This is a genomic window from Pseudomonas sp. KCJK9058, from assembly GCF_046230975.1.
In the GTDB taxonomy this organism is placed as follows: domain Bacteria; phylum Pseudomonadota; class Gammaproteobacteria; order Pseudomonadales; family Pseudomonadaceae; genus Aquipseudomonas; species Aquipseudomonas alloputida.
Map to the genome: position 1 here is coordinate 1 of NZ_JBJJLR010000047.1, position 21958 is coordinate 21958.

At 61.5% G+C, this 21958-nt stretch carries 21 protein-coding genes; 13 read left to right on the forward strand and 8 right to left on the reverse strand.

Annotated features, from left to right (window positions below; all coding sequences use genetic code 11):
• Positions 1-294: 294 nt before the first annotated feature.
• The gene (gene yihA, locus ACK59Z_RS20980; protein ID WP_003252993.1) at positions 295-927 is read right to left on the reverse strand and encodes a ribosome biogenesis GTP-binding protein YihA/YsxC; all 633 of its coding nucleotides are present in this window, start codon (positions 925-927) and stop codon (positions 295-297) included.
• Positions 928-1128: 201 nt separating this feature from the next.
• On the opposite strand from yihA, the gene ACK59Z_RS20985 reads away from it, so the two are divergent.
• From ACK59Z_RS20985 to ACK59Z_RS21015, 7 genes are all read left to right on the forward strand, one after another.
• Positions 1129-1431 carry a cytochrome c5 family protein gene (locus tag ACK59Z_RS20985; RefSeq protein ID WP_003252992.1) on the forward strand — a complete coding sequence of 101 codons (303 nt, stop codon included), beginning with the start codon at positions 1129-1131 and terminating at the stop codon, positions 1429-1431.
• Positions 1432-1462: 31 nt separating this feature from the next.
• On the forward strand, positions 1463-2080 hold the full coding sequence (locus ACK59Z_RS20990; RefSeq protein ID WP_003252989.1) for a cytochrome c: 618 nt from the start codon (positions 1463-1465) through the stop codon (positions 2078-2080).
• Positions 2081-2231: 151 nt separating this feature from the next.
• Positions 2232-2864 carry a thiol:disulfide interchange protein DsbA gene (gene dsbA, locus ACK59Z_RS20995; RefSeq protein ID WP_108192123.1) on the forward strand — a complete coding sequence of 211 codons (633 nt, stop codon included), beginning with the start codon at positions 2232-2234 and terminating at the stop codon, positions 2862-2864.
• A 12-nt stretch (positions 2865-2876) separates the two neighbouring features.
• Entirely contained in the window at positions 2877-3731 is an 855-nt protein-coding gene (locus ACK59Z_RS21000; RefSeq protein ID WP_003252985.1) for an endonuclease/exonuclease/phosphatase family protein, read from the forward strand.
• Between the two features lie 27 nt (positions 3732-3758).
• Complete coding sequence (locus tag ACK59Z_RS21005) at positions 3759-5696, forward strand: GGDEF domain-containing protein (protein WP_108192124.1); 1938 nt, start codon at positions 3759-3761, stop codon at positions 5694-5696.
• A 77-nt stretch (positions 5697-5773) separates the two neighbouring features.
• Complete coding sequence (locus tag ACK59Z_RS21010; RefSeq protein ID WP_011953154.1) at positions 5774-6562, forward strand: N-acetylmuramoyl-L-alanine amidase; 789 nt, start codon at positions 5774-5776, stop codon at positions 6560-6562.
• 200 nt (positions 6563-6762) lie between these two features.
• Entirely contained in the window at positions 6763-8361 is a 1599-nt protein-coding gene (locus ACK59Z_RS21015; protein WP_047603787.1) for an EAL domain-containing protein, read from the forward strand.
• 14 nt (positions 8362-8375) lie between these two features.
• Here ACK59Z_RS21015 and ACK59Z_RS21020 read toward each other — a convergent pair whose 3' ends face one another.
• Positions 8376-10157 carry a KinB sensor domain-containing domain gene (locus ACK59Z_RS21020; RefSeq protein ID WP_003252975.1) on the reverse strand — a complete coding sequence of 594 codons (1782 nt, stop codon included), beginning with the start codon at positions 10155-10157 and terminating at the stop codon, positions 8376-8378.
• Complete coding sequence (gene algB, locus ACK59Z_RS21025; protein ID WP_070095339.1) at positions 10154-11500, reverse strand: sigma-54-dependent response regulator transcription factor AlgB; 1347 nt, start codon at positions 11498-11500, stop codon at positions 10154-10156. The genes ACK59Z_RS21020 and algB overlap by 4 nt, the downstream gene beginning before the upstream one ends.
• A 210-nt stretch (positions 11501-11710) precedes the next feature.
• Here algB and ACK59Z_RS21030 point away from each other — a divergent pair, with 210 nt between their 5' ends.
• The 6 genes from ACK59Z_RS21030 (at position 11711) to ACK59Z_RS21055 (ending at position 17184) form a co-directional block, all read left to right on the forward strand.
• A complete protein-coding gene (locus tag ACK59Z_RS21030; protein WP_108192125.1) occupies positions 11711-12532 on the forward strand; it encodes a BON domain-containing protein in 822 nt (273 codons plus the stop codon).
• Between the two features lie 172 nt (positions 12533-12704).
• Positions 12705-12995: a hypothetical protein gene (locus tag ACK59Z_RS21035; RefSeq protein ID WP_003252968.1), complete on the forward strand. Its 291-nt coding sequence runs from the start codon at positions 12705-12707 to the stop codon at positions 12993-12995.
• A gap of 43 nt (positions 12996-13038) precedes the next feature.
• The gene (locus ACK59Z_RS21040; protein ID WP_003252966.1) at positions 13039-13200 is read left to right on the forward strand and encodes a DUF1328 domain-containing protein; all 162 of its coding nucleotides are present in this window, start codon (positions 13039-13041) and stop codon (positions 13198-13200) included.
• Between the two features lie 2 nt (positions 13201-13202).
• Complete coding sequence (locus ACK59Z_RS21045) at positions 13203-13673, forward strand: inhibitor of vertebrate lysozyme family protein (RefSeq protein WP_409293638.1); 471 nt, start codon at positions 13203-13205, stop codon at positions 13671-13673.
• Positions 13674-14416: 743 nt separating this feature from the next.
• Positions 14417-15745, forward strand: a complete 1329-nt coding sequence (gene gltP, locus ACK59Z_RS21050; RefSeq protein ID WP_011953158.1) for a glutamate/aspartate:proton symporter GltP — start codon at positions 14417-14419, stop codon at positions 15743-15745.
• A gap of 209 nt (positions 15746-15954) precedes the next feature.
• Positions 15955-17184, forward strand: a complete 1230-nt coding sequence (locus ACK59Z_RS21055) for a nucleoside recognition domain-containing protein (protein WP_108192127.1) — start codon at positions 15955-15957, stop codon at positions 17182-17184.
• On the opposite strand, the gene ACK59Z_RS21060 is transcribed toward ACK59Z_RS21055, so the two are convergent.
• The 5 genes from ACK59Z_RS21060 to ACK59Z_RS21080 all read right to left on the reverse strand — a co-directional run bounded on the left by ACK59Z_RS21060 (position 17166) and on the right by ACK59Z_RS21080 (position 21888).
• A complete protein-coding gene (locus tag ACK59Z_RS21060) occupies positions 17166-17801 on the reverse strand; it encodes an ABC-type transport auxiliary lipoprotein family protein (protein ID WP_003252953.1) in 636 nt (211 codons plus the stop codon). The genes ACK59Z_RS21055 and ACK59Z_RS21060 overlap by 19 nt on opposite strands.
• Positions 17798-18736 (reverse strand): MlaD family protein, encoded by a 939-nt coding sequence (locus ACK59Z_RS21065; protein ID WP_014754976.1) that lies wholly within the window; start codon positions 18734-18736, stop codon positions 17798-17800. Before ACK59Z_RS21065 ends, ACK59Z_RS21060 begins: the two co-directional genes overlap by 4 nt.
• Before the next feature lie 3 nt (positions 18737-18739).
• Entirely contained in the window at positions 18740-19531 is a 792-nt protein-coding gene (locus ACK59Z_RS21070) for an ABC transporter ATP-binding protein (protein ID WP_014754977.1), read from the reverse strand.
• Positions 19528-20661, reverse strand: coding sequence for an ABC transporter permease (locus tag ACK59Z_RS21075; protein ID WP_011953163.1), 1134 nt, complete (start codon positions 20659-20661; stop codon positions 19528-19530). The genes ACK59Z_RS21070 and ACK59Z_RS21075 overlap by 4 nt, the downstream gene beginning before the upstream one ends.
• Positions 20662-20862: 201 nt before the next feature.
• On the reverse strand, positions 20863-21888 hold the full coding sequence (locus ACK59Z_RS21080; protein ID WP_003252945.1) for a DUF5924 family protein: 1026 nt from the start codon (positions 21886-21888) through the stop codon (positions 20863-20865).
• Positions 21889-21958: the final 70 nt, after the last annotated feature.

Consider the following 21958-nt stretch of genomic DNA (forward strand, 5'->3'; position numbering starts at 1 on the left):
CCCCCAAGGAAGGCGGGGTTTTTTTTGCGCGGGCATTTTCCGGTGGGTTGTGAGGTGGGCCTCGGAGGCCGGGTCTGCCCGGCAGCAGCGCTTCCGCTTTTCCCCGCTCCGGCGGGGGGGCAACCCGCGCCTACAAGGGCCTGCGCCCAATCACCAAAGCGTGTCCAACCCCGATCAGGTGTAGGAGCGGGTTTACCCGCGAATACGGTAGTGGCGGCAACGGTGAACGGCGGGTGGAGAGCAGGCCCGGCCCTTTTGCGGGCAAACCCGCTCCTATGGGTCAGGCGCAAAGCATTAAATGACCGGCTTGTCTTCCAGTTCCATCCAGTCTGCCAGCACTCGGTAGGCGTCTTCCACGCCCAGGCGCTTGGGTGCCGAGAACAGCTGGATGGTCACGCCATCCCCCCAGCCCTTGCGGATTTCCGACTGTACTTTCAGCAGTGTGTTCTTGCCCGCGCCGTGGGTCAGCTTGTCGGCCTTGGTCAGCAGGATGTGCATCGGCATGCTGCTGGCCTTGGCCCAGTCGAGCATCATCTTGTCGAAGTCGGTCATCGGGTGACGCACGTCCATCATCAGGATCACGCCACGCAGGCACTCACGGCTGCCCAGGTAGGCTTCCAGGTGTTTCTGCCAGTGCTGCTTGAGCGGAATCGGGACTTTTGCATAACCATAGCCCGGCAGGTCGACCAAACGCCGTTCATCGTCCAGACTGAAGAAATTCAACAGCTGGGTGCGTCCGGGAGTTTTCGAGGTACGCGCCAGGCTGGCATGAGTCAGGGTATTGAGGGCGCTGGATTTGCCGGCGTTGGAACGGCCGGCAAAAGCCACCTCGTAGCCCTGGTCGTCCGGGCATTGTTCGACCTTGGCTGCGCTGAGGGCGAATTTGGCTTTCTGGCAGAGGCCGAGGATGGGGTTCTTGACTTGCATGGGATATCCGATGTGGGTGTTGCCTGACTTTGTAGAGCCAAGCCTGGCAAGCGGTGTCGTTTCCGTTTGGATGGCGGAAGTATATAATGCCCCAGTTTTTGTGTGCTCATTCTCCCAGCGAAGGAGAACGGGCATGGGGTGTCGAACAATAGCTCGCGCAACAGAACGCAGCGCGGCCCCCAACCCTGAAGGTCGTTCCGCATGGCGAAATGGCTGCTTGCTGTCGGTATGTTCCTGCCGTTTTTCAGCGCACAGGCTACACAGGATCCCGAGGTGTTGTACAACCGCACGTGTGCGGCCTGCCACACCGGGCAGTTGCCACAGGCACCCAGACGGGGTGACCGGGCAGCATGGGAGCCAAGGCTGGCGCAAGGCATGGATGTACTGGTGAAGCACGTGACCCAGGGTTTCAAGGCTATGCCGCCGCGTGGATTGTGCATGGACTGCAGTGCCGAGGACTACCGTTTGGTCATCCTTTGGATGAGCGGCAGTCCCGATACATAACATTTCACCCTTAGCCGTGTTGGATTAGCTGATGAACAAACTAGTCGTGAGTCTGCTGTTGACCCTGGGTGTCGCTGGTGCGGCCACTGCTGCGCAACCTATCAAAGGCGATGCCGCCGCTGGCCAGGCCAAGACCGCCGTCTGTGGCGCCTGCCACAATCCTGACGGCAACAGCCTGGCACCGAACTTCCCGAAACTGGCCGGCCAAGGCCAGCGCTATCTCGAAAAACAACTGCACGATATCAAGTCGGGCAAGCGTACCGTGCTGGAAATGACCGGCATGCTGGCCGCATTCAGCGACCAGGATCTGGCCGATATCGCCGCCTACTTCTCCAGCCAGAAAGGCAGCGTGGGTGCCGCCGATCCCAAACTGGTCGAGCGCGGCCGTGCGCTGTTCAATGGTGGCGACCTGGAAAAGGGCATGCCGGCCTGCACTGGCTGCCACTCGCCTAACGGCGCGGGCATCGCCCTGGCCGGCTTCCCGCACCTGGGCGGGCAGCACTCGCAGTACGTGGCCAAGCAGCTCACTGATTTCCGCGAAGGCAACCGTACCAACGATGGCGATGCCATGACCATGCGCACCATCGCTGGCAAGCTGAGCAACCATGACATCGAAGCGTTGGCCAGCTACATCCAGGGCCTGCATTAACTTTCGGTTAATGTTGTAGGTCAATGATGAAAGGGCGGCCGGGCTGCCCTTTTTTCCGTCCGCAGCCGTTACACTACAGAACTCGAGCCCTTCCCGGCCTGTCTCAGTGCAGGTCGCGTCGTGGCGACCCATGACTGCTCAGGAGTAAAGCATGCGTAAACTGATTCTCAGCGCTGCGCTGGTCGCCGCCAGCGTATTCGGTATGACTGCCGTTCAGGCCGCCGAGCCTGTCGCCGGCAAGGAATACATCGAGCTGAGCAACCCTGTTCCGGTTTCCGTGCCTGGCAAGATCGAAGTCGTCGAGCTGTTCTGGTACGGCTGCCCACATTGCTACCACTTCGAGCCGACCATCAACCCTTGGGCTGAAAAGCTGCCCAAGGACGTCAACTTCAAGCGCATACCGGCCATGTTCGGTGGCCCGTGGGATGCACACGGCCAGATGTTCCTGACCCTCGAAGCCATGGGCGTCGAGCACAAGGTGCACGCGGCGGTGTTCGATGCCATTCAGAACCAGCACAAGCGCCTGACCGACAAGAACGACATGGCCGACTTCCTCGCCACTCAAGGTGTGGACAAGGACAAGTTCCTCGCCACCTTCGACTCGTTCGCCATCAAGGGCCAGGTCAAACAGGCCAAGGAATTGGCGAAGAAGTATGAAATCACCGGCGTACCGAGCATGGTCGTCAACGGCAAGTACCGCTTCGACCTGGGGACTGCCGGCGGACCGGAAGGCGTGCTGAATGTCGCCGACCAGCTGATCGACAAGGAGCGCGCTGCCAAGTAGGCGGCGTCACCCATGCCCCGCTTCAGAGCTACGCGTGGCATTGGCCTGCACGAGCCGCAGGTCAACGAGCATCACCTGCAGGCCCCGGGCCTGCCCGAGGATGGTCGTCTGCGGCTGCTCAGTTTCAACATCCAGGTGGGCATAAGCACCGAGCGCTACCGCCATTACCTGACGCGTAGCTGGCAGCACCTGCTGCCGCATAACGGCCGTGCCGGTAACCTGCAGAAGATCGGCAGGTTGCTGGGCGACTTCGACCTGGTGGCCCTGCAGGAAGCCGATGGTGGCAGCCTGCGCTCGGGCTATGTCAACCAGGTCGAACACCTGGCTCACTTGGGGGCCTTCCCCTATTGGTACCAGCAGCTCAACCGCAACCTTGGGCGTTTTGCCCAGCACAGCAACGGTGTGCTCAGCCGCCTGAAGCCGCAACTGCTCGAAGACCATCCATTGCCTGGCCCGGCCGGGCGAGGTGCGATTCTGGTGCGGTTTGGCGAAGGCGAAGATGCGCTGATAGTGGTGATGATGCACCTGGCATTGGGGGCCAAGACCCGCGCCCTGCAGTTGGGTTATATCCGCGAGCTGATAGGCGGTTACCGTCACCAGGTGCTGATGGGTGACATGAACACCCATGCCACCGACCTGCTGGAGCATTCGCCACTGCGCGACCTGGGCCTGGTCGCCCCGCAAGTCGAGGCCACCTTCCCCAGCTGGCGACCGCAGCGTTGCCTTGATCATATTTTGCTCAGTTCAAGCCTCACGCTGGAGCGTGTCGAGGTGCTGGCGCAGCCAATTTCGGACCACCTTCCCGTTGCTGTCGAGATTCGATTGCCTGATGCATTGACTGTGGATACGCTGCCGGTTTTGAGCTAATTGCCATCACCGTTTGCGGACCCGGGCATGACTGAAGACGCTGAGCGCTGGAAAGAAAAATACCTTAAAAGCATCGAGCAGCAAGAAAAGCTCGAACGCCGTTGGGATGCCCGTCTTGACCTGCTGCGTCGAGGCCTGGTGCGCAGCACCCTGGCTGCTGAAGGCAGTGACAAGGTGGTAGACGAGTGCATGAAGGAAATGCGCGATGTCATTCGCAGCGACAACATGGACGCCGGCCTCGCCGGCTTGATTCCGCGCCTTGAGAAAGCGGTACTGGATTCCGAACAGCGTCGCGAAACCCGCATGAACCAAGTCAGCGATGCGCTGACCGCACTGGTTGGCCAACTGCAAGGCCTGCCCCTGCCCAGTGATATCTCGCGGCCATTGAAAAAACTGGCGAAGAAGCTCGACGGCGGGGTTGCCCAGTCACGCGAGCTGCCGCCGCTGTTGGGCGAGTTGAGCGGCTTGCAGGGGCGCGCGCTGTCGGCCCTTGGCAAGCCGGGTGAAGAAGCCCGACCCGGGTTTCTGCAGCGGTTGTTCGGAAGCCGCGAGGAAGATGCACAGGCAGGAGCAGAGCTTGCGCCGGTGGCGTTGCCTGCTGCCGAGGTTGTGCCCCAGGCAGCCGGCAGTGCCGAGCCCTCGCGGCCCGATGACGTCGATGCGCTACAACCGTTGCCGGCCCCTGCTGCTCCGACTGCCGAGGTGGCCGAAGCGCCCGAGCTTGAGCTGGAGGCATTTGGCCCAGCGCTGATCGAAACGGCCGAAATGGCGCCAGCCCCGTTGCCAAGGGACAAGGCGCCATTGCCGGAAGCTGCAGTTTCCGCCAGCGAGCCATTGGCTGAGGCAGAACCCTTACAAGCCCTTGAAGAAACCTTTGGTGAAGACGGCCCCTATGCCCTGCCCTACGCAGTGGAGCCGCCTTACAGCCAGGTTGCCGCGCACATCGAGCAGACCCTGATCGGTCTGCTCGATGACCTTAGCCTGCCCGAGCGCCACAAGGCTCAGGCGTTGGAAATGCGCGAGCGAGTTGCTCGCGGCTTGAACTGGTATGAGCTGATCCCGGTGCTGGATGACTTGGCAGTACTCATGCTGGCGATCACCGACAGCGGCCAGCACGAATTCGAAACCTACCTGCAGCAGCTCAATGAACGCCTGGAAGGTTTCCAGAGCCACCTGCACGAGGCCAGTGCCGGTCACGCGGACAACAGCACCGCTGCCCGCGAGCTGGATAGCCAACTGCGTGAGCACGTCGACGGCCTGCAAAGCAGCGTGCAAGGTGCCGCCGATGTAGACAGCCTCAAGCACATTCTGGAAAACCGCCTGGAAGGCTTGCTGCTGACCATGGACGAGCACAAGCACGAGCGTGATCGCCGCGAGCAGGAACTGGCCGGTCGCTTGCAAGGCTTGTCGGAGCGGGTGGCGAGCATGGAGCATGAGGCGCTTGGCTATCGCGAGCACCTGGAAGAACAGCGCCAGAAAGCGCTGCTGGACCCGCTCACCGGCCTGCCCAACCGTGCGGCCTGGAGCGAGCAAGTCGAACGCGAAATGCTTGACTGGCAGGAAAACGGCGGTCATCTGGCGATGGCGATTCTTGACCTGGACCATTTCAAACGCATCAACGACAACTATGGTCATCTGGCTGGGGACAAGGTCCTCAAGATCGTGGCCGACCAGTTGCGCAAGCGTCTGCGGGGCCGGGATTTCATCGCCCGTTTTGGCGGCGAGGAATTCGTCTTGCTGTTGCCGCAGACTACGCCCGCAGTCGCTGCGCAAATGGCCGAGGTGTTGCGCGCCACAGTCGAAGCCTGCCCATTCCACTTCAAGGGTGAGCGGGTAGTGATCACCACCTCCATCGGCCTGGGTGCATTCCGTTCTGGCGAACGCAGCGACCAGGTGCTCAAACGAGCCGATGCAGCGCTGTACCGGGCAAAGGAGCAGGGGCGTAATCGCGTCGAGCAAGGCTAGCCAGCCGCCGTTTCCTCGGCAGGCACAGCGCAGGTGAGCACGTTATACTGTAGCGCTCATACGCTGAGGCCACTGACGTGCTTTCCACGCTTAAAAAAACCCTGATTTCCTTTTTGCTGTTGTCTGTCGCCGGTTGCTCGACGGGCCTGCGCATCGACCGCAGTCACCCTTCGGCCAACCAGGACAACCGCATCCAGTTCGTTGTCCTGCATTACACCAATGCTTCGCTGGAGCGCTCCCTGGCGCTGCTTACCCAGGGAGAAGTCAGCAGCCATTACCTGATCGGCGATGGCCCGGCTACGGTGTATCAACTGGTGGATGAAAACCGTCGTGCCTGGCATGCCGGTGATAGCCAGTGGCAGGGGCGCACCTGGCTGAACTCCTCGTCCATTGGTATCGAGATCGTCAACCCGGGCTTTACCGACACCCCGAACGGCCGGGTCTGGCACCCTTACAGCGAGGCGCAGATCCAGTCGCTGATCGCGCTGCTCAAGGACATTGTCAAACGCAACAACATCGAACCACGCCATATCATCGGCCACAGTGACATCGCCCCGCTGCGCAAGCTGGACCCGGGGCCATTGTTCCCGTGGAAGCGCCTGGCCGATGCCGGGCTGGGTATCTGGCCGGATGCTAACGCCGTGGCACGGCAGCAAGCCTACTTCAGCGTCAACCCGCCAAGCGTTGGCTGGTACCAGCAGGAGCTGGCACGGTTTGGCTATCAGATCGAGCAGACCGGCGTGCTGGATGTCGCCACACGTCATGTGATTGCCGCCTTCCAGATGCGCTTCCGCCCGCAGCGCTTCGACGGCATGCCGGATGCGCAGACAGCAGCGATGCTGCAGGTACTTAACCGCATGCGTTGAGTCGTGGCGGGCGAGGTACTTGTTGCAGCAGCCTTGCGCTACGAAGAGGCGGGTTTGGTCGACGCGGTTTATTAACGTTCTCATCGCAGCCACAAGGCTGCCTCTACAAAGAGCGTGGGGTGGATTGCAGCGAAGCGCCAAACGGTGAGGGTGATTATTGATTCCGTTGCTATACCTTGGTTATCAACTGGATGCCTTCGATGTCAGCCCTCATTACCTTGCTGCGCCAAATTTTTTACCGCCCCTGGATGCTGGCCACTTTGGCAGCGCTGGCCAGCGCCGCGGTGTTGCTCTCTGCCAGCATTGGCATTGCCCTGCAACAAATGAAGCAAAGCGAAAGCGAACAGATGAATGCCCAGGGCGAGCGTTTTCTGGACCGGCTCGAACAGGTGTTCGGCCAGTTGCGCGAGGGGGTCGACCTGCTGCAGGCCCAACCCTTGCGCGGCTGCAGCCCGGCGATGCTGGCAGCCTTGCAACAGGTTGGCCTGAGCTCGCGGTTCATCTATGAAGCGGCTTATGTAGATGACAATGTTGCCTGCTCCAACCGCGGTGATGAGCGAGCGTTCGTTCCCTTGCGGGCGCCAGATATCCAGGGGCCGACGTACAGCTACTGGCTTAACACAACCACCGAGCCGAACGAGAACCTGGCAGCACTGATGCTGGGCCGGGGCAAGTTTCTGGTGTCCACCTCCCGTGGGCATTTGACCGATGTGGTGGACCTGCCCCCGGGCGGCAGCCTGGTTGTGGTGCTGGATAACGGCGCCCGGGCCATTCCGGTGCTTGGCCCGCCACAGGTATGGCCTCCGCCCTCGGCCTGGTCGACCAGCCACAAGTCGCTGCTGGAACTCAGTGATCGGCTGATCTACCGAATGCCGACCAAGTCGCCGGATTACCAGTTGGTGCTGATTGCCCCGAGGGCCAGTCTGCCGCTGAGGATGAACGGCATGCTCTGGTTGCTGTTCCCCGGCAGCGTGCTGGCGGCCTGCTGTATCGGTTGGTTGGTACTGCAGTTGATTCTGCAACGGCGGTCGATGAGCTCAGAGTTGCAAAATGCCTTGCGTCGAGGAGAGCTGCAGGTGCTCTACCAACCCATCATCGAGCTCGACAGCCGGCGCTGTGTGGGCGCCGAGGCCTTGGTGCGCTGGCGCCGCCCGGACGGCACCCTGACCAGCCCGGACCTGTTCATTCCGCTGGCGGAGAATACCGGGCAGATTCGCCAGATCACCGACTTTGTCCTGCAGCGTGTGCTTGAACAGCTTGGCCAGCTATTGCGCTCGCACCCCAAGCTATACATATCGATAAACCTGGCGGCCTGCGATGTGATGGTGCCACGTATTGGCCGGGTGGCGGCGCGTTTGTTGGCTTTGCATCGAGTGGCGCCCAGCCAGATTGCCTTCGAGGTGACCGAGCGCGGCCTGATCGACGTGGTGGTCGCCCGTGACAATCTGCAGGCGCTACGCGCCGTGGGGCACCAGGTGCTGATCGATGACTTTGGTACCGGTTATTGCAGCCTGGCCTACCTGCAAACCCTGCCAGTGGACTGCCTGAAGATCGACAAGGCATTCATCGACGCTCTGGGCCACGATGCCGCCAGTAGCGGCGTGGCCCCGCATATCATCCGCATGGCCCATGACTTGCACTTGCGGGTAATTGCCGAAGGTATCGAGTTCGAGGACCAGGCAGTGCTGCTGAACAGCGAGGGGGTCAATTATGGCCAGGGCTGGTTGTTCGCCCGCCCGCTGAACGCCCGGCAGTTTGCCGAGTTGGTGACTCGCGGGCACCTGCCGCGGCGGGTGTAGGCGCGTTTAAGCAATCAGACCGGCAACGCCATGTAGAACTGTGTCCCCTGCCCCGGCCGAGAAAACACGCCCATACGCCCTCCGTGCAGCTGCACAATCTCCTTGCACAGCGCGAGCCCCAGCCCAGCACCGCCTTTCTTGCGACCTACCTGCACGAAAGGCTCGAAGATGCGCGCTTGCTGCCCATAGGAAATGCCCTCTCCATTGTCCTCGACGCTGATAATCACCCGTTCCGCGTGCCGTCGGGCATGCAGGCGAATGCGCCCACCGTTGGCGGTATGGCGGATGGCGTTGTGCAGCAAGTTGTCCAGCACTCGATCCAACTGGGCGACGTCGGCCTGGATGCGCGGTAGCGGCGGGTCCAGTTCTTTGATCAACTCGATCTGCTTGTGCGCAGCGTGTTCGGCAAAGCGCAATTGCGCATGCTCCAGCAGGTCGTCGATGGCACAGGGGGCCAGCTCGAGCTTTTGCAAACCGCTCTGATAACGGGAGAAGTTGAGCAGGTCGTTGATCAGTTGGGTCAGACGCTGCATTTCTTCGCCGATGGTTTCCAGCAGGTCGTTCTCGCGGGCTTCGGGCGGGAACTTGACCCGCTCGCGCAGCAGGCCGAAGGCCATGTGCATGCCGGTCACCGGGGTGCGCAGTTCGTGGGAGGCGCGCAGCACGAATTCGCTGCGCACTCGCTCGAAGGCCCTTTGCTCGGTTACATCGTGCAGCACCATCACTGCGCCGAGGATTGGCCCCTGCGGGTGGCTGACCGGGGTCAGGCTGTAGGTGAGCAGACGTGATTCGTCATCGACCTCCATGTTCAGGTCGTCCGGTGGGCGGTCGAGGCTGCCCCCGCGCAGAACCTGGCGCAGTTGTTGCTCAAGCTCGGGTCGCTGCAGGGCTTCGACCAGGCTGCTGCCCACGCGGCTATCGTTCCAGCCCAGCTGGCGCTGCGCCACCGGGTTGAGGTGCTCGAGGCGGCCCTGGCGGTCGATGATCAGCAGGCCGTCGTCGATGCTGTCGAGTACGGCCTGTAAACGCTGCTGGCCGGCCAGCAGCTCGTCAACGTTGGTGGCCTGGTGCTTGCGCAAGGCATCGGCCATCAGACCAAAACGGCGGGTCAGCTGGTTAAGCTCGGCGGCCTGGGTAACCGGCAACGTAACGTCGAAATTGCCCTTGCCTAGCTGATCGGCCGCCTTGGCCAAGGCTTCGATCGGCTGGCCGAAACGCCGGGCGATATTGTGAGCGGTGATAAACCCCAGTACCAACACCACCAACCCCATCAGGCCGAGTACACCACTGACCAGCAAGGCGCGGTCACGGGTGCGCTCCTCGCTATGGGTAATCAGGTCCAATGCCTGCTTGTGGGAATCGATCAGGTCGGTGCGCACCTGATTGAACGCGGCCCCAAGCGGCTGATCGGCACCCATGCTGCGAGCGGGTGTGGCGCTGTCGCGATAGGTTTGGAGGAAGGCCTGGTAGTTGCTGCTGGCCTTGCTGAAACCGGTGCGCTCACCGCCTTGCTCCAGCCCTTGGTTGAGCAGGTCCTGGAAGTTTTCCTGCAGCAGCCGCAGGCTTTCCGGGGCGGTGTCTTCATCGAGAATCAGCATCAGCTGTTCGCCCAGGTTCTGGCGCAACTTCAGCCCCACTTCCAGGACATGGGTGGTATCGCGCACCAGTTGCTGTTGCACTGTAGCCATCTGCAGCATGCTGACCAGACCCAGCAGCAGCCCCAGCAACGCCACCGTGACGAGCGTCGAGATGCTGAGGAAAAGCCGCGTACGCAGCTTCATGGGCGGCCATTTCATAGGTTGTACTGCTTGCGCTTGCGGTACAGGGTAGAAGCATCGATGCCCAAGGTCTTGGCGGCTTGATCGAGGGTATCGCTGGCGGCCAGTACGGCACCGATATGGGCACGTTCCAGCTCATCCAGGCTAAGCGCGGCACCTACGCGTGGGGCATTGCCGGCGGGTTGTTCACCCATGCCCAGGTGGCTGATTTCCACTCTTTCCTGCGGGCAGATGATGCTGGCCCGTTCCACTACGTTGCGCAGTTCGCGAATGTTGCCAGGCCAGCGGTAGTTGAGCAGGGCGGCGCGGGCCTCGTCACTGAAACCGCGGGCGGGGCGGGAGTATTCCTTGACGAAGCGGGCAAGGAAGCGGTCGGCCAGGATGAGGATGTCTTCACTGCGCTCGCGCAGCGGGGGCAGGTGCAGGGTAATCACGTTCAAGCGATACAGCAGGTCTTCGCGAAAGCGGCTTTCGCGCACCATCTCTTCAAGGTTGAGGTTGGTGGCAGCCAGGATACGTACATCGGCACGTCGGGTAACCGGGTCGCCGACGCGTTCATATTCCTTGTCCTGGATGAAACGCAGCAGTTTGGGCTGCAAGGTCAGCGGGAAATCGCCGATCTCGTCGAGGAACAATGTGCCCCCGTCAGCCTGGCTGACCCGCCCCAGGGTGCTTTCGCTGGCGCCGGTGAAGGCGCCGCGGGTGTGGCCGAATAGCTCGCTTTCCATCAGCTCGGCGTTAAGCGACGGGCAGTTGATGGTCACGCAGGCTTTGCGAGCACGCTTGCTCCAGCCATGGATGGCCCGTGCCAGTTCGCCCTTGCCGGTACCAGATTCGCCAAGGATGAGGATGTTGGCGTCCGTGATGGCGACTTGGCGGGCGGTTTCCAGCACCGCCATCATGGCCGGGCTATGGGAATCGAGGCCGTCCTTGGGCTTGCGTACTTCACCTTCCAGGGCTTCCAGGCGCGCAGAAAGCTGGCGCACCTCCAGTTGCTTGGCAGTGGCCAGGCGCAACTGGTCGGGGCTGCACGGCTTGACCAGGTAGTCGGCAGCGCCGGCCTGGATGGCATCCACTGCGGTGTCGATCGCTGAGTGCGCGGTGACGATCACCACCCGCATCCACGGGGCCTGGATACGCATCTGTGCCAGCACGTCGAGGCCGTTGTCTTCACCCAGGCGCAAATCGAGGAAGCATAGGTCGAACACCTGGCGCTGCAGTAGGGTTTCTGCCTGAGCGGCGCTGTTGGCCGTGGCCACGCTGTAGCCCTCGTCTTCCAGGCAGTAGCGGAACGTGCGCAGGATCGCGGACTCGTCATCCACCAGTAGAATGCGGCCTTGGTTGTCCTGGGCTGATTCCATTTCCTGTGCTCCTTAGGGAAAGATCTTTATTTAGTGTGGGAAAAATCGGGCAAGTTGCATGGTCAATTCTGAAGGATTCTGTCCTTTGCATGCTAGCCAGTGGCCGAACGATGTCTACAAGCCGTGATTCTTCAATGATTTGCTTAGAGACACGCGCTGGCACATTGGTTGCGATGTTTTTCAGATTTTGCCCACGAAGGAGGCACTGCCATGCCCTTTTCCCTGCGTACAGCCGTTTTGGCCGCCACCCTGCTACCCATGTTTACCCCGGCATTCGCCGACCCTGTGCAGGACGCGCGCCTGGAAGGCGCCCTGCAAACCGCTTTGTCACTGAACCGCATGCTTGATTCATTTCGTATCAAGGTTGAAGTGGACGGCAAGCAGGCGCGGCTTTCCGGTGAGGTGGAGAACGAGGTCGAGCGGCAGCTGGCCGAGGACGTGGCCCGCGCTACCCGGGGCATCGAACAGGTGGAGAACCTACTGCAGGTCAATACCCAACTGGTGGAGCGTCCACTGGAGTTGCGTGCCTACGCCCAGCGCCTGGAGGATGTGACCCTGGCGGCGGTGATCCGTGCTCGGCTGTTGTGGAGCCGTACCACCGAAAAGGCCCCTATAGAAGTACAAAGCAGTGAAGGTGTGGTGACGTTGCGTGGCAAGGTCGACAGTGCCGAAGCCAAGGAGTTGGCGGGCGTGGTAGCGCGTACCACCGACGGCGTGTACCTGGTCAACAACCTGGTCAGCCTCGATACCGCTGCCATGGCCAAAGCGCGGGAAACACCAGCGGGTGCGCCAACCGGGCCGCAGCCGAGCGACAGCTGGATCGTCGACAAGATCCAGAGCAGCTATCGCTTCAGTCGCAACCTCGATGGCCTGAACCTGAAGGTGGCCAGCGAAGCAGGCATGGTGCGGCTCTCGGGCGAAGTGGTTAGCGGGGAGCAGAAAACCATCGCCGTGGAGATCGCCCGGCAGATCATCGGCGTACGGGGCGTGGATGCTGACCTGCTGAAGGTGGCGACCAAGGTTGAAGGCTGATCGTGCAATTCGCACGACCGTACAGGCGCCATCGTGCAGGATACGTCCTCATGATGCATTCGTTTATTGGTTAAATCATTGATTTATAAGGATTTTCTTTAAATCAAAAGGCTGGCATGCAGGCTGCAATTACCTGTTCAGGTTGAACAAAAATTACAGCAGGAGAGCCAGCATGAACCGCCAATCCGTCAACCGCTCGCAGAGCGCCGCACTGCCTTTGCGCCAGATGCTGACACTCGGCATGGCGATGCTGCTGACCTTGGCCGCTGGCCTCTTCTATTACAGCTTGCAGACGGCGCGTCTGGCTGAGCAGGTGGCAGCTCAGACTGCCCTGTTGACGCAGATTCAGGCAACCCGTGCCAACACCTTGGTCAAGGCCGCTGACTGGCAGCCAGCTGGCCAGGCCATTGCCTCACCGGCCACTGTGGAAAAAGTTGTTCCCCAGGAACGCTGGGTTTTCTGACCAAGCGGCCGGATCGATTCCGCAAAAAGAAAGGAGAACTACCATGCTGAGTTGGGCTATCACTTTCCTCATCATCGCCATTGTCGCCGCCGTATTGGGCTTCGGTGGTATCGCGGGCGCTGCTACAGGTATCGCCAAGATCCTGTTCATTGTCTTCCTGGTGTTGTTTGTAGCCTCCTTCTTCTTTGGACGCGGACGAGGTTGAAGATGAGCAGGAAGCTTCGTTCAGCCGTGGTCGCCGCCCTGTTGCTGGGCGGCAGCGCGGCGGCCATGGCGGCCAATGACGGCCAAGTTCGGGTCGACCAGCTGCTCGGCTCGGACCCGGAGTACCGGGAAACCTGGCAGGACACCCTCGAAGGCGAGGAACGCCTGCCCGATTGGGTGGTCAATCTGACCGGCAGTGCCCAGGAGCAGATGTCTGCCGTTACGGAGGACGGCGACAAATACCTGGTCGGCCCGCTGTGCGAAAAACAGGACAACTGTACCTACAAGCGGCTGATCTTGGCGTTCAGTTGGGACAAGGATGATGCCTACGGAATGCTCGTGGAGGTACCCGAAGGTTTGCCGAGCGACAAGTCGCCCACCCGTCATGCGCAGTACCGCTGGCTGGGCAAACCTGACGACGGCATGAAGGCAATGCTGCAGGAGCAGCTCAAACGTGACCCGAACTGGTACTGAGCATTATTGCCGGCACGGATGAAAGGTCACTCACTGTCACGTAATAGAAGCTGAAGCTTTCTATAGTTCAGCCTTCTATGATGCGCCGCCCCGAGGAGGGGTAGCACATGACCAAGGGGTCGGGCTGCTCTGATTGTTTCAGGATCGGAGTGGCCTAGGGGTACAGGGAGTGCCTCCAGTAATGGGCCGGGTCAGGAAAGGCGGAATCGGAAGTCTCAGGTCGGCGGTGTCACAGGGATGCCTTGCCAGACCTGACTTCCGAGGAGCCATGTGGGAAACCTCGCTTCCCTTGCGCGTTTTTTCCCCTGGGACACATTTTGTCTCGACCGTACATCAAATTTTTTTCGACCTTCTTGGTGCTGCTACAAGTGGCATTTACGCCATTCGGATTGTCGAACAGGCCATCTTTCATGTCCTACCTGTCCCGCCAAATCTGCCGAAATATGGCGGTTTGGTCTTGTTCGGGATTCCGAATGTTATAAATCAAGCACTTGCGAAGCTGCCGGCTAGGTCGAAAACAGTATGCATAAACGGCATGGGCCATGCGTTTCAGGCATTAGCTTTCGCCCCTTGCCGTCGCAATAGTTGCCGCCTTTTTCGCTGGCCAGAGCGCCCGGTCGCTCGCCTGCGGTGTCCTTACATGACGTCGCCTGACGGAATCCTTACTGCCCGTGACCTTGCCTATGGCGCTGTTACGCGTGTTTCCGCCAGGTGCCATGACCACTAAAACAAAGGGTAAAGACATGAAGAAGGCAAAACTGAGCCTCGCCTGGCAGATCGTCATCGGTCTGGTCCTGGGTGTTGCAATCGGCGCGCTACTGAATCATTTCAGTGCAGAAAAGGCATGGTGGATCAGCAACGTCCTTCAGCCCGCTGGTGACATCTTCATCCGCCTGATCAAGATGATCGTCGTCCCGATCGTGATTTCGTCGCTGATCGTGGGTATCGCCGGTGTTGGCGACGCGAAGAAACTGGGCAGCATCGGCCTGAAGACCATCATCTACTTCGAAGTGGTGACCACGATCGCCATCGTCGTAGGCCTGGTGCTGGCCAACCTGTTCCATCCAGGTGCCGGCATCGACATGAGCACCCTGGGCACGGTGGACATCTCCAAGTACCAGGCGACAGCGGCCGAAGTGCAGCATGAGCACGCGTTCATCGAAACCCTGCTCAACCTGATTCCGTCGAACATCTTCGCAGCGCTGATGCGTGGCGAAATGCTGCCGATCATCTTCTTCTCGGTGATGTTCGGCCTGGGTCTGTCGAGCCTGCAGGCAGAGCTGCGTGACCCGCTGGTTCGTACCTTCCAGGCTGTTTCGGAAACCATGTTCAAGGTCACTCACATGATCATGAACTATGCCCCGATCGGCGTGTTCGCCCTGATTGCCGTGACCGTGGCCAACTTCGGTTTCAGCTCGCTGCTGCCGCTGGCCAAGCTGGTGCTGCTGGTGTACTTCGCCATCGCCTTCTTCGCCTTCATGGTACTGGGCCTGGTTGCCCGCCTGTTCGGCTTCTCGGTGATCAAGATCATGCGCATCATGAAAGATGAGCTGATCCTGGCCTACTCCACCTCCAGCTCGGAAACCGTGCTGCCGCGGGTGATCGAGAAGATGGAGAAGTACGGTGCGCCAAAGTCGATCTGCTCGTTCGTGGTACCGACCGGCTACTCGTTCAACCTCGACGGTTCGACCCTGTACCAGAGCATCGCGGCGATCTTCATTGCCCAGTTGTACGGTATCGACCTGTCGTGGAGCCAGCAGCTGCTGCTGGTACTGACCCTGATGGTCACTTCCAAAGGTATCGCGGGTGTGCCGGGCGTATCGTTCGTGGTACTGCTGGCCACCTTGGGCAGCGTCGGCATTCCGCTGGAAGGCCTGGCCTTCATCGCGGGCGTGGACCGCATCATGGACATGGCCCGAACTGCGCTGAACGTTGTGGGCAACGCCTTGGCTGCATTGGTCATTGCTCGCTGGGAAGGCATGTACGACGCGGTCAAGGGCGAGCAGTACTACGCCTCGCTGCTGGCCGAGAAGCAGGAAGCTGCAGTGGTTGGCGAAACCGCCAAGCGCTGAGCCTGATGGCTGTTTGACCAAGAGCCCCGACTTGTCGGGGCTTTTTGCTATCTGCGAGAACCTGGGCCTCTAGTGGCAGCGACAGTCTTGCTCGAACGCTGAGGGGCGCGCAGTCTTAAGGGTTATACAGTCCCTGTGTCAGGCCCGCGGTCTCCAGTCACCAGCTGCGATACGCTATTATTCGGGCACTTTTCAGGGGGAACATACGGATGCTCAACGGCCTTTGGCTCGGCTTTTTCCTGGTGGCGGCGGTGTCCGCCCTGGCCCAATGGCTGGTGGGTGGCAACGCAGGCATCTTCGCGGCAATGGTCGAAAGCATCTTCGCCATGGCCAAGCTGTCGGTCGAGGTGATGGTGCTGCTGTTCGGCACACTGACCCTGTGGCTGGGCTTTCTCAAGATCGCCGAAAAGGCCGGTATCGTCGAGTGGCTGGCCAAGGTGCTAGGCCCTCTGTTTGCCCGCCTGATGCCGGAGGTGCCGCCCGGCCATCCGGCCCTGGGCCTGATTACCATGAACTTCGCCGCCAACGGCCTGGGACTCGACAACGCCGCTACGCCGATTGGCCTGAAAGCCATGCGCGCGCTGCAGGAGCTGAACCCTGGCAGCACCACCGCGAGCAACGCGCAGATCCTGTTCCTGGTGCTCAACGCCTCGTCGCTGACCCTGCTGCCGGTAACCGTCTTCATGTACCGGGCTCAGCAAGGCGCACCAGACCCGACCATGGTGTTTCTGCCAATCCTGCTAGCGACCAGCGTCTCAACCCTGGTAGGTCTGCTGTCGGTGGCAGTGATGCAGCGTTTGCGTCTGTGGGACCCGGTGGTGCTTGCCTACTTCATCCCCGGCGCTTTGCTGCTGGGAGGCTTCATGGCTTTTCTTGGCACCCTGTCGGCCGCCGCGCTGGCCAGCCTGTCGTCGCTCATGGGCAACCTCACGCTGTTTGGCGTGATCATGCTGTTCCTGGTGGTGGGCGCCCTGAAACGGGTGAAGGTGTATGAAGCCTTTGTCGAAGGCGCCACGGAAGGCTTCGATGTGGCCAAGAGCCTGCTGCCCTACCTGGTGGCGATGCTGGTGGCGGTGGGTGTGCTGCGCGCCTCTGGTGCCCTGGAGCTGGCCCTGGACGGTATTCGCCATGCGGTGAACTGGATGGGCCTGGACACGCGCTTCGTCGAGGGCTTGCCCACCGCGCTGGTCAAGCCGTTCTCTGGCAGCGCAGCGCGGGCAATGCTGATCGAGACCATGCAGACCCAAGGCGTGGACAGTTTCCCTGCCTTGGTGGCGGCGACGATTCAGGGCAGCACCGAAACCACCTTCTACGTACTGGCCGTGTACTTTGGTGCCGTGGGCATCCAGCGCGTGCGCCATGCGGTCGGTTGCGCACTGCTGGCCGAGTTTTCAGGGGTGGTCGCGGCGATCTTCGTCTGCTACTGGTTCTTCGCCTGAACCTTCAGCTGTGCCTGGTTGGCCTGGGCAATGGTCCAGCTCACCACCTGCCCCACCAGCTGGTCGCTGGCCAGACCAAAGCCGGCGACTACCGCTGACACTTGCTTGTCGGCAAGCGGCTGGCGAATCTCGAAGCGCTTGCTGGCCTGGATGCGCTGGTCGCGCCCCTTAACCAGACGCGCATCGTAGCGGATCACCACCTCCACCGCCCCGCCCGGGCGGTACTCACTCTGAAACGCCTGCAGCTCGCCAGCCAGCTCGTAGTCGGCTTGCAGGTTACTGTCGTCAGCGCTCAGGCGCTGCACCTGGCCGTCACGCTGGAATCCATCAAGCAGGCGGTTGCGCAGCAGCACCGGAGCCGCATCGCTCCAGCGTGCGCCCTTGTAACTGCTTATCACATCGCCTTGGGGAATGACGGCAATGCGCGGCCCGGCCAACACTTCACTGGCCAGCGGCTTGTTCAGGCGCAATGACCACTCCAGCGGCGGGGCTGTGCGGCTGGGCTGGTTCACAGGCAGGCGATAAAGGTCCACAGGTTCGCTCTTCGGCAGGATCGAGCAGGCACTGACCAGGCTCATCGAGGCCGTCAGGGTCAGCAGGCGCAGCGACAGATTCATGGCTGGAACTCCTTGTTGTTGTCGCGGCCAAGCAGGTAGCCGCTCGGGTCGGCCTCCAGTTGCCGGGAAATGCCTTTGAGCGCGTTAAGGGTTTCGCGCAGTTCACGAATGGCCGGGGCGAGCTGGTTCAGGCTCTGGGCGCCGTCACCGATAGCCTCGCTGTTGTTCTTGAGCAGGCTATTGATGGTTGCCGTGCTTTGGGCCAGTGACTGCATGGCCTGTTCGGCGCTACCGATCGCCTGTTTGCCTTCGCTACCCAGCAGGCCGTTGGCATTGCGCATCAGCGCCTGGGTTTCGGCCAGGGTGGCGCTGGCCTGATTACCCACCTTTACCAGCTGTTCGATGGCCTCGGCGATGCTGCCGTGCTGGCCGGCAAAGGCGCCGGTGGTCTTGTCGAGGTTGGCCAGCGTGTTGCTGAGGTGGCCTATGTTGTCCTCAGAGAACATCTGGTTGGCGTTATGGAGCAGCATGTTGATGTTGGTCACCAGGTCGCTGCTGTCGTTGAGCAGGCGCGAGATTGGCGATGGCGAAGCGATGATCACCGGCAGCTTGCCGTCCTTGCCTTTAAGCTCGGGGCTTTGCGGCGTGCCGCCACTGAGCTGGATGAATGAGTTGCCGGTGACGCCGGCCAGGGTCAGCTTGGCCTGGGTGTCTTCCTTCACCGGGGTATCGGCGCTCAGGCGCACCCGTGCCAATACCCGGCGCGGGTCTTTCGGGTCCAGACGCAGGGTCGACACGTCGCCCACCTTGATGCCGTTGTACTGCACCGTGCTGCCTCGGGAAAGGCCAGACACGGCTTCGTTGAACACTACTTCGTAATCCTTGAAGGCATCGTCGACACTGGACTTGGCCAGCCACAGGCCGAACAGCATGGCCCCGGCCACCACCAGAACGGTGACCAGGCCGATGAGGACGTGATGGGCTCGGGTTTCCATTGCTCAGCGCTCCTGCCCGGCACGGGTGGCAGCCTGTTCGGCGGCGCGCCCGCGAGGGCCGTGAAAGTATTCTTGGATCCAGGTGTCGTTGGTCTTCTCGACCTCGGCCAGCGGGCCGGCCACCAGGACTTTCTTTTGCGACAGCACCGCGATGCGGTCGGTGATGGTGTACAGGGTGTCGAGGTCGTGGGTGATCAGGAACACCGACAGCCCCAGAGCATCGCGCAGGGTAAGGATCAACTGGTCAAATGCCGCGGCACCGATCGGGTCCAGGCCAGCCGTGGGTTCGTCGAGGAACAGGATGTCCGGGTCCAGGGCCAGGGCGCGAGCCAGCGCTGCGCGCTTGATCATGCCCCCCGACAACGAGGCCGGGTACTTGTCGGCAGCCGAGATCGGCAAACCGGCAAGGGCCAATTTCACCCCCGCCAAGTGCTCGGCATCATTGCGCGACAGCCCGGCGTGCTCGATCAGCGGCAAGGCCACGTTTTCGGTCACCGTCAGCGAAGAGAACAGCGCCCCCTTCTGGAACAGCACGCCAAAGCGCCGCTCGACCAGTGAACGCTGTTCTTCGCGCAGGCCGGTCAGGTCCTGGCCGAGCACCTTGATCTGCCCTTCATTGGGCCGGCGCAGGCCAATGATGCTGCGCAGAAGCACCGACTTGCCGCTGCCTGAGCCGCCTACCACGGCGAGGATTTCGCCGCGGTACAGGTCAAGGTCAAGGTTTTCATGTACCACCTGGCGGCCGAAGCGGTTGCAGATGCCGCGGGCTTCGATTACGCAATCCTGGCCACTCACCAGCCCATCTCCATGAAGAACAGTGCTGCCACCGCATCCAGCACGATGACCACAAAAATCGACTGCACCACTGCCGAGGTGGTGTGTGCCCCCACCGACTCGGCGCTGCCGCTGACCTTGAAGCCTTCCAGGCAGCCGATGGCGGCGATCAGGAAGGCGAAGAACGGTGCCTTGGCCAGGCCTACCAGGAAGTGCTGCACGCCAATGTCGCTTTGCAGCAGCGACAGGAACATGGCCGGCGAAATATCCAGCGTCAGGGCGCATACCACCGCACCGCCAACGATGCCGCAGATCATCGCGACAAAGGTGAGCAACGGTAGCGAAATCAGCAGGGCCAGTACCCGCGGCACCACCAGCAGTTCCATGGGGTTGAGGCCCAGCGTGCGGATGGCGTCAATTTCTTCGTTGGCCTTCATCGAGCCGATCTGCGCGGTGAACGCGCTGGCAGTGCGGCCGGCCATGAGAATGGCGGTCAGCAGCACGGCGAACTCGCGCAGGAACGAGAACGCAACCAGGTCGACGGTGAAAATGGTCGCGCCGAAGTCGGCCAGCACCGTGGCGCCGAGAAAAGCGACTACGGCGCCCACCAGAAAGGTCAGCAACGCAACGATGGGCGCGGCATCCAGGCCGGTCTGTTCAATGTGTGCCACCACAGGAGTGAAGCGCCAGCGATGTGGCTGGAAGGCGCGGCGCAGCAGGGTTTCTAGAATCACACCAACGAAACCAAGCAGTTGCATGCTGTCCTGCCACAGCGTGCCGACGGCGCAGCCGATGCGCTCCAGCAGCAACAACAGCACATTGCGCTCGGGCTCCTTGACCGGGATGCAGTAATCCTGGACCGAACAGTAGACATTCTTCAGCAGCGCCTGGCTGGCTTCAGGCAGCGCGTGGGTGCAGCGCGACAGGCGCTCGGAGCCTAGCAGTTCGGCCAGCAGCGAAGCACCGGCGGTGTCCAGGCGGCCCAGCTGGCTGAGGTCGGCGATCGTGTTGGCAGCGCACTGCGTGCGCAGGCGCTCGCTCTCGCGCTTGAGGTTGGCGTAGTGTGCCAGGGTCCAGTCACCGGTAATACGCAGGCAGGCCGGTTGGCAGCTGGTGTCCAGGGTGGCGCTAGGGGTGGTCATAGGCTCCATGCAATTGACTCGGCGCTAAGGCTTAGGGGCTGATCATAGCGCAGGGGGCATGGGCTGTTTGGTGATTATGTGCTGTGTGTGCGCTTGGCAGCAGTGCCTTGGAGCAGGCTTGTGCTGCGAAGAGCTCGTAAGCGCCCACGGAAGTGGTGTGCTGTACCGGCCCTTTCGCAGCACAAGGCTGCTCATGCGCAAGGCAGGGGGTCAACTACCCGCGGGTGCATCATTGACCACCTTGAAGCGCAGCACGCCAATCACTTGCCCATCCTCGGTCAGCACCCTCACCTGCCACTTGCCTACCGGGTTGGGTGGGAAGTTCTGCTTGTGGGTCCAGGCCCGATAGCCTTCCTTGCGCCCGCCGTGGATGTCCAGGGCAATGCGGTCGACCTCTTGGCCGTCCTTCTGCCACACGTGGTAGATCCGCTCGTTCAGGCCGCGTGGCGCGTTGATGGCGGTGTAGGCATACAGGCCACTGCTGCGAATGCGGCTGGCGGCAATTTCGTCCAGCGAGTCGCCCGGTTGGCGGTTCATGACTTCGGTACTCACCGCCACCTCGGTCATCCACAGGGTTGCCGGCGGTACCCAGGAGCGCAGCAGCCAGCCACCGGCACCGACCGACAGGGTAACCAGCACCAGAGCCACGGCGCGGCGCCAGTTGTTGATCGGGAAGCTGCTGGCCAGGCTGGGGAATGACAGGGCCATGGCTGCGATCAGGGCCAGCTTGAAGCTTTGTGCGGTGGTCAGGTGCAGGATGATCGGTAGCGCGGTCAGCAGAGCGGCAAACAACGTCAGGGTATGCAGCGCCAGGAACAGCCAGCGCCGTGGTGCCAGCCACTTGTAGTACAGCGGGTCGGTGATCGAAACCAGGCCGGCGGCGCCGAGCAAGCCGGTGAAGACCAGCTGACCGCTGTTCCAGGTGGTGGTGATGAAAAAGAACGGCAGCACGAAGAACAGCGTTTCCTGGTGGATCATCTGCGTTGCATAGCGCAGCAGCGGCTGAGGGATCTCGCGGTTGAACGTGCGCGCGAACAGCCCGGTGAGGGTGTTCTCCAGCATCAGCCAGACCCAGCTGACCAGCATGAGCACGGCGACCCAGCTGGCCAGGCCAGCCTGGCGGTCGACCAGGATGAAGCTGCCGATACCGGAGAGGAAACCGCCGAGCGCAATGATGCCGGGGTAGCGCTTGAGGAGTTCGATGACGCGCTGGACGATATGGGGGATTTGGGGCATTGGGGGCTACAACAGAAAAGTGAGGTGGCTGTGCCAGCCTCTTCGCGGGCAAGCCTGCGAAAGGGTCGGT